Raw genomic sequence first — 5,448 nt, 5'->3', positions numbered from 1 at the left:
CTGATGGTCATGGCGCAGCGCATCCTGGGCGCGCGCGAGGCGCAGGCGCTGTTCCTGCGCGAGGCACGCAAGCAGGGCGTGTCCGGCCTTCTGCCCGACCCCTCACCACAATTCCTCGAGGTTCTGGAACGCGAACTTGCCGGGTCCGTGGGTGCCGCGACGGCGCACGCCATGGTCGGCCAGATCGTCGGCTCGATGCGCGTTTCGGTCGAGGACCTGATGGCCGTGGCCGACGAGACCGCGCAGATGATGGAATACTCCGCGCGGCTCGAGGCGCAGAGCCAGGAGTTGACGCGCACCGCGCGCCAGTTGCGCGAGGCCAACGACAAGCTCACGCGCCTGTCGGTGCAGAAGGACGCCTTCCTGTCGCAGATCAGCCACGAATTACGCACGCCCATGACCTCGATCCGCGCATTCTCCGAGATCATGCGCGATTCGGACGCGCTGGATGCCGGTCAGCGCGCCAAGTATGCCTCGATCATCCACGACGAGACGCTGCGCCTGACGCGGCTGCTGGACGACCTGCTGGACCTGTCTGTGCTGGAGAACGGGCAGGTCAGCCTCAACATCCGGCGCGAGCGGCTGGCCGACCTGCTGGACCGTGCCGTCGCCGCGGCGGCGGCGGACGGCAGCGGTGGCGGAATCCGCATCGCGCGCAGGCCCGCCGCCGAGCAGGTCGTGCTGGAAACCGACGTGGACCGCCTGGCGCAGGTCTTCATCAACCTCATCGCGAACGCGCGGAAGTACTGCGACGCGCCCGAGCCGCTGCTGACGGTCGCCGTCTCCGAAAGCGCGGGCGGCCTGGTGATCGACTTCATCGACAACGGCGCCGGCGTCTCGAGCGAGGCGCAGGACATGATCTTCGAGAAGTTCTCGCGCGTCGGCGATCAGAAGGCGGGGGGCGCCGGCCTGGGCCTCGCGATCTGCCGGCAGATCATGAAACGGCTCGGCGGCGACATCCGCTACCTGCCGGGGCAGGGCGGCGCCGCTTTCCGCGTCGTCGTGCCGGCGGCGCTGGAGCAGGCCGCCGAATAGGCGCGGATATCTGGGTTCGTTAAAGCCCTTGGTAACCAAATGCCCGCATAACGACAGCAGATGGCGGGGAATCCGCGACGGAAACTGGCGAACTCATGCATGGCTGACGGTGGCGGACAGGGTGTACTTGGCCAGAAGGCACGTGCGGCACAGCGCGCGCACGAGGCACGCGGTATGTCGACCGCCAAGGCGCTGCGCCGCGCGCTCGCCCGCACGGCCGAGGATGCGTGGTCGCTGGTGCTGGTGTGCAGCAGCGTGCGACTCGACATGCTCGACCAGGACGGGGTCGTCTCCGCGCTGAAGGACGGCACGCTGCTGATCGTGCTGGACGGGCCGGACGGCGCGATCGGCCTGGCGCAGGTCGACCGCGAGATACTGACCGGGGTGACCGAGATCCAGACGATCCAGCAGGTCACCAAGATGCCGGTGGACACGCGCCCGCTGACGCCGACCGACGCGGCCATGATGGCGCCGCTGCTGGACGGCGCGCTGGCCGAATTCGTCGAGAACCTGGCGGAAAATCCGCTGCGGCCGCAATTCGCGGGCTACCGGTTCGGTGCAATGCTCGAGGATCCGCGCAGTGCGTCGTTGCTGCTGGACGCGGCCGAGTACCGGACTTTCCATGCCGAGATCGACCTGGCGCTGGGTCGGCGCAGCGGCATGATCTCGCTGTTTCTGCCCGACCGCACCATCACCGCGCCCGAAAAGGACGATGCCTCCGGCGCCGAGCCGCATCGCGAGGCGATGCTGAACGTGCCGGCGCGGCTCGACTGCATCCTGTCGCGGGTTCGCATGCCCTTGGCCAAGGCAGAGGCGCTGAAGGCGGGCGACGTCATCCCGCTGCACGCGTCGGCACTGGACGGGGTCGAGGTCGTGGCCGCGAACGGCGCGGTGGTTGCCGGGGGACGTCTGGGCCAGATGAACGGTGCGCGTGCGGTGCGCATCAACTGGCCGAAATCGTCGGGCACCGAGGCGATGGCCGCAGCCGGCGCGGACGCAATGACCGACGGCGGCTTCGCCGAGGCGGACGCGACGCAGGCCGTCGATGCGCTGGCCGGCTTCGCGGTCGAGGACGAGATGGCCGACACGCCGGACTTCTCCGGTGGCTTCGCAGCGGACGGGGACGACGACCCGCTGCCGGACCTGCCGCCGATGGATTTCGAGGATGACGGCGGCTTCGGCGGAGAGTTCGACGCGGAAGCGCTCGACGAAGATGCGTCCGAAGAGACGTTCGAGGCCGATTTCTCGTCCGCGACGATGGATTTCGATTTCGAGACGTGAAGCGCGCCCGGCTCAGCCGCGCGCGGACATCGCCTCGATCGTCGGGCGCAGCGGCGACAGGTCATAGCCGCCCTTGGCGCCGGCCGCGACGATGTCGTCGGCGCTCATGTCGCCGGCGGCACCCAGCGCCCAGATGAAGGTCGACCGCGTGCCGGATGCGCAATAGGCCAGCACCGGACCCTCGGATTCGGCGATGATCTCGGCCTGCCGCGCCGCGTTCTCGGCCGTGAGCGTCTGGTGCGTGATCGGCAGAACCTCGAACCGCAGCCCGGCGGCGCGCATGGCAGCGCCGATCGCGTCCGCCTGAAGGGCGGGCGGGACCTCGGCATCGGGGCGGTTGCAGATCACGGTCGTGAAGCCGGCGTCGCGTAGCGCGGCGGCGTCCTCGGGATCGATCTGCGGCGAAACGGCGTAGCGGTCGGTTATCTGTCGCGGGTCCATGCCGATGTCCTATTGCGCGGCGCGCGCCTTGTCCAGTCGCCCGCGCAGCGCGGGCGCCGCCAGCATGCCGACGACCATCGCGGCCGCGAAAAGCAGCAGCGGCCCGCCGCCATAGCTGAGCGCCGCGACGACCGGACCCGGGCAAAGTCCGGCCAGCCCCCAGCCGATCCCGAACAGGACCGAACCGATCGCCAGCGGCGCGTCGATGCCGCCCTGCGGTCGCGGCGGGAACGGCCGGCCCGTCGCCGACGCCTTCAGGCGCGAGGTTACCGCCCAGGCTATCGCCATCGGCACCATCGCGCCGCCCAGAACGAAGGCCAGCGTCGGGTCCCAGTCGCCGAAGACGTCTAGCCAACCCTGGACCTTCGCCGTGTTGGTCATGCCCGACAGATGCAAACCGGCGCCGAAGAACGCGCCCGAGATCAAGGCCACCAGGTACCGCATCAGATCACCCCCAGCACATGCCGGAACAGAACCACCCCAAGGCCGCCCGCCAGGATGTAGAGCGCCGTCGCCACGAAGGACCGCGGCGACAGGCGCGACATGCCGCATACCCCGTGGCCGGACGTGCAGCCGTTGGCCAGCCGCGTACCGATCCCGACCAGAAGCCCGGCGATGATCAGGACTGCGAAGTTTTCGGTGATGTTCGTGGCGACCGGGCCGAAAACCCAGGTCAGCAGCGCCGGCACCACGGCCACGCCGGCCAGGAAGGTCACACGCTCGGCCGCCGTGTTACGGCCCGAGCCGTCTGCGAGTCCGCCGATGATGCCGCTCGCACCCATGATCCGGCCGTTGCCGAGCAGATAGATCGCCCCGCCCGTGCCGATCATCAGCCCTCCGAAGAGGCCCCACAGCCAGTCCTGCTCCATGGTCATCGTCCCGCATATCCAGCGCATCTCGCGCCACCGGACGAACACATATACATTCTTGAATGTGTTTCAAGAGCGCACGTGTCGCACGCGTCAGGACAGGAAGACGCCCATGATCACCATCATCAGGCCCAGCACCGACGCCGCGAGTGCGACCATGTTCACCGGCACCATGCGGCGGACGGTGTCACGCAGCGTCTCGTCGTCCAGCCCCTTGCGGCGCGCGCGCAGGACCACGCCGATGCACCAGACCAGCCCTGCAAGCCCGGCCACCGACAGCACCGCGCCGGTCCAGATCAGCCATTCCATCGCGCACCTCCCGAATGTCAGAGCCACGCCGTCCGGTAGACGCTGCGCACCTCTGCCGCAACCCCTTGATGGACGCCCCGGGCGCGGGTAACCGGTAGGCTCTGATCGGCAGGAGAGACACGATGCAGGATGGTGACGGCGACAGCTACGGGGTCGCGGCGGGCGAGCTCAAGCAATTCATCGAACGCTTCGAGCGGCTGGAGGTGGAGAAGAAGGAGATCGCCGACCAGCAGAAGGAAGTCATGGCCGAGGCCAAGGGCCGCGGCTACGACACCAAGGTCATGCGCAAGGTGATCGCCCTGCGCAAGCGCGAGCCCGACGACATTGCCGAGGAAGAGGCGGTTCTCGAGATGTACAAGTCCGCGCTGGGCATGGCCTGAGCGGGCGGTTCCGCGGCGCGGCGCGTCACGGAACCAGCACGCGCACGCCCGGTATGGCGGCGATCCGCGCAAGATCGGCATCGTACCCGGCGCTCAGCGCGTCGAGCCGGGCCGCGTCCGGGCCCGGCAGGTCGAGGTCCTCTTCCAGCGCGTCGGCGATCGCGTACTTTTCGAGGAAGGCCGCCATCAGCCGGCGTTTCTGGATTTCGGTCACCCCGGGATTGTCCTTCAGGAAGGCGCGGAAGCGGCGCATGCCTTCGTCGGCCACGATGTCGCCGAAGACGTCGAAGGCGCCGACGATCTTGCGGTCGGGCTCCAGCCCGGCGACCTCGCGCACGATCTGACCCCACAGCAGCGGGGTATCCTCGTTGCACCACACGGTGATCGGCATGTCCGGCACCGCGTCGCGGATACGCGCGATCAGGTCGGACCAGCGCAGGGTGGCCGCATCGGCGCCATGCAGCAGCTGGTCCAGGTGTTCTTCGGGCGTGGCGATTAGCAGCGCAGCCAGAAAGCTGCCCATGTCCCGCAGCGCCAGCACCAGCTCGACCTCGTCCTCGGCGAAAAGCCGTTGCAGCATTGCAAGCCGGCTTTCGGCCTTGCGGTATAGCTGGCCCCCCGCCAGCGCGATGCGCCGGACCGAAAATAGGTCGGGGTGGCTGAGCACGACGCGGTGCGTCGAGTCGGCCGGCATGTCGAGGATCGCGTCGAGCACGACGTCCCGCGCGGCCGGTTCGGGCGTACCGGAATCGAGCGCGTTGACGATCTCGGACAGCAGGGTGCGATAGCGGTCGGGGCCGGGCACCGCGGTGCCTTCGGCGCGCAGCATGTCCGCGTTCCGAAGCAGGCATTTCAGAAGCCTGTCCTCGTCCGTGCAGTGCACGCCGCAGTGAAGGATCACCCGCATTCCGAAGGCCGCCCCGTTGGTTCCGCGGGACGCTGCCACCGATTGACGGCAAATTCTTGGCAATGCCGCAGGATTTCCAAGGCAAGCATTCGCCCTTGCGCGTGCCCTCGGTCATGGCCTATGGCTGCCCGCGTGCCGGTATAGCTCAGCTGGTAGAGCACGTGATTTGTAATCTCGGGGTCGGGGGTTCAAGTCCCTCTGCCGGCACCATCCCATCTGCAATTCC

Annotated in this window: 8 protein-coding genes and 1 tRNA gene; 4 read left to right on the top strand and 5 right to left on the bottom strand. The window is 68.5% G+C overall.

The features are described from left to right. Nucleotides 1-1,035, top strand: a 1,035-nt coding sequence (locus ACFDTC_RS08690; protein WP_375258483.1) for a sensor histidine kinase, incomplete at its 5' end; no start/stop codon positions are given. 174 nt (nucleotides 1,036-1,209) lie between these two features. Then, nucleotides 1,210-2,316 (top strand): FliM/FliN family flagellar motor switch protein, encoded by a 1,107-nt coding sequence (locus ACFDTC_RS08685; protein WP_375258482.1) that lies wholly within the window; start codon nucleotides 1,210-1,212, stop codon nucleotides 2,314-2,316. Between the two features lie 12 nt (nucleotides 2,317-2,328). Here ACFDTC_RS08685 and ACFDTC_RS08680 read toward each other — a convergent pair whose 3' ends face one another. The 4 genes from ACFDTC_RS08680 to ACFDTC_RS08665 form a co-directional block, all read right to left on the bottom strand. Continuing rightward, nucleotides 2,329-2,757 carry a TIGR01244 family sulfur transferase gene (locus ACFDTC_RS08680; protein ID WP_375258481.1) on the bottom strand — a complete coding sequence of 143 codons (429 nt, stop codon included), beginning with the start codon at nucleotides 2,755-2,757 and terminating at the stop codon, nucleotides 2,329-2,331. A 9-nt stretch (nucleotides 2,758-2,766) separates the two neighbouring features. Then, entirely contained in the window at nucleotides 2,767-3,201 is a 435-nt protein-coding gene (locus ACFDTC_RS08675; protein WP_375258480.1) for a DUF6691 family protein, read from the bottom strand. Next, nucleotides 3,201-3,626, bottom strand: coding sequence for a YeeE/YedE family protein (locus ACFDTC_RS08670; RefSeq protein ID WP_375258514.1), 426 nt, complete (start codon nucleotides 3,624-3,626; stop codon nucleotides 3,201-3,203). Before ACFDTC_RS08670 ends, ACFDTC_RS08675 begins: the two co-directional genes overlap by 1 nt. A 93-nt stretch (nucleotides 3,627-3,719) precedes the next feature. Then, on the bottom strand, nucleotides 3,720-3,935 hold the full coding sequence (locus ACFDTC_RS08665) for a hypothetical protein (RefSeq protein WP_375258479.1): 216 nt from the start codon (nucleotides 3,933-3,935) through the stop codon (nucleotides 3,720-3,722). 122 nt (nucleotides 3,936-4,057) lie between these two features. On the opposite strand from ACFDTC_RS08665, the gene ACFDTC_RS08660 reads away from it, so the two are divergent. Further along, entirely contained in the window at nucleotides 4,058-4,315 is a 258-nt protein-coding gene (locus ACFDTC_RS08660; protein ID WP_089883209.1) for a DUF2312 domain-containing protein, read from the top strand. A 25-nt stretch (nucleotides 4,316-4,340) separates the two neighbouring features. Here the strand turns inward: ACFDTC_RS08660 and ACFDTC_RS08655 are convergent, their stop codons facing one another. Further along, nucleotides 4,341-5,222 carry a hypothetical protein gene (locus ACFDTC_RS08655; protein WP_375258478.1) on the bottom strand — a complete coding sequence of 294 codons (882 nt, stop codon included), beginning with the start codon at nucleotides 5,220-5,222 and terminating at the stop codon, nucleotides 4,341-4,343. Nucleotides 5,223-5,356: 134 nt separating this feature from the next. Between ACFDTC_RS08655 and ACFDTC_RS08650 the strand changes: the two genes are divergently transcribed. Beyond that, nucleotides 5,357-5,432, top strand: a tRNA-Thr gene (locus ACFDTC_RS08650). The last annotated feature ends 16 nt before the right edge of the window (nucleotides 5,433-5,448 follow it).

This window comes from Citreimonas sp. (assembly GCF_042096055.1).
Classification (GTDB): Bacteria; Pseudomonadota; Alphaproteobacteria; order Rhodobacterales; family Rhodobacteraceae; genus Citreimonas.
Note: the sequence above shows the minus strand (reverse complement) of the source record. Positions and strands in the feature narration are given on the sequence as shown.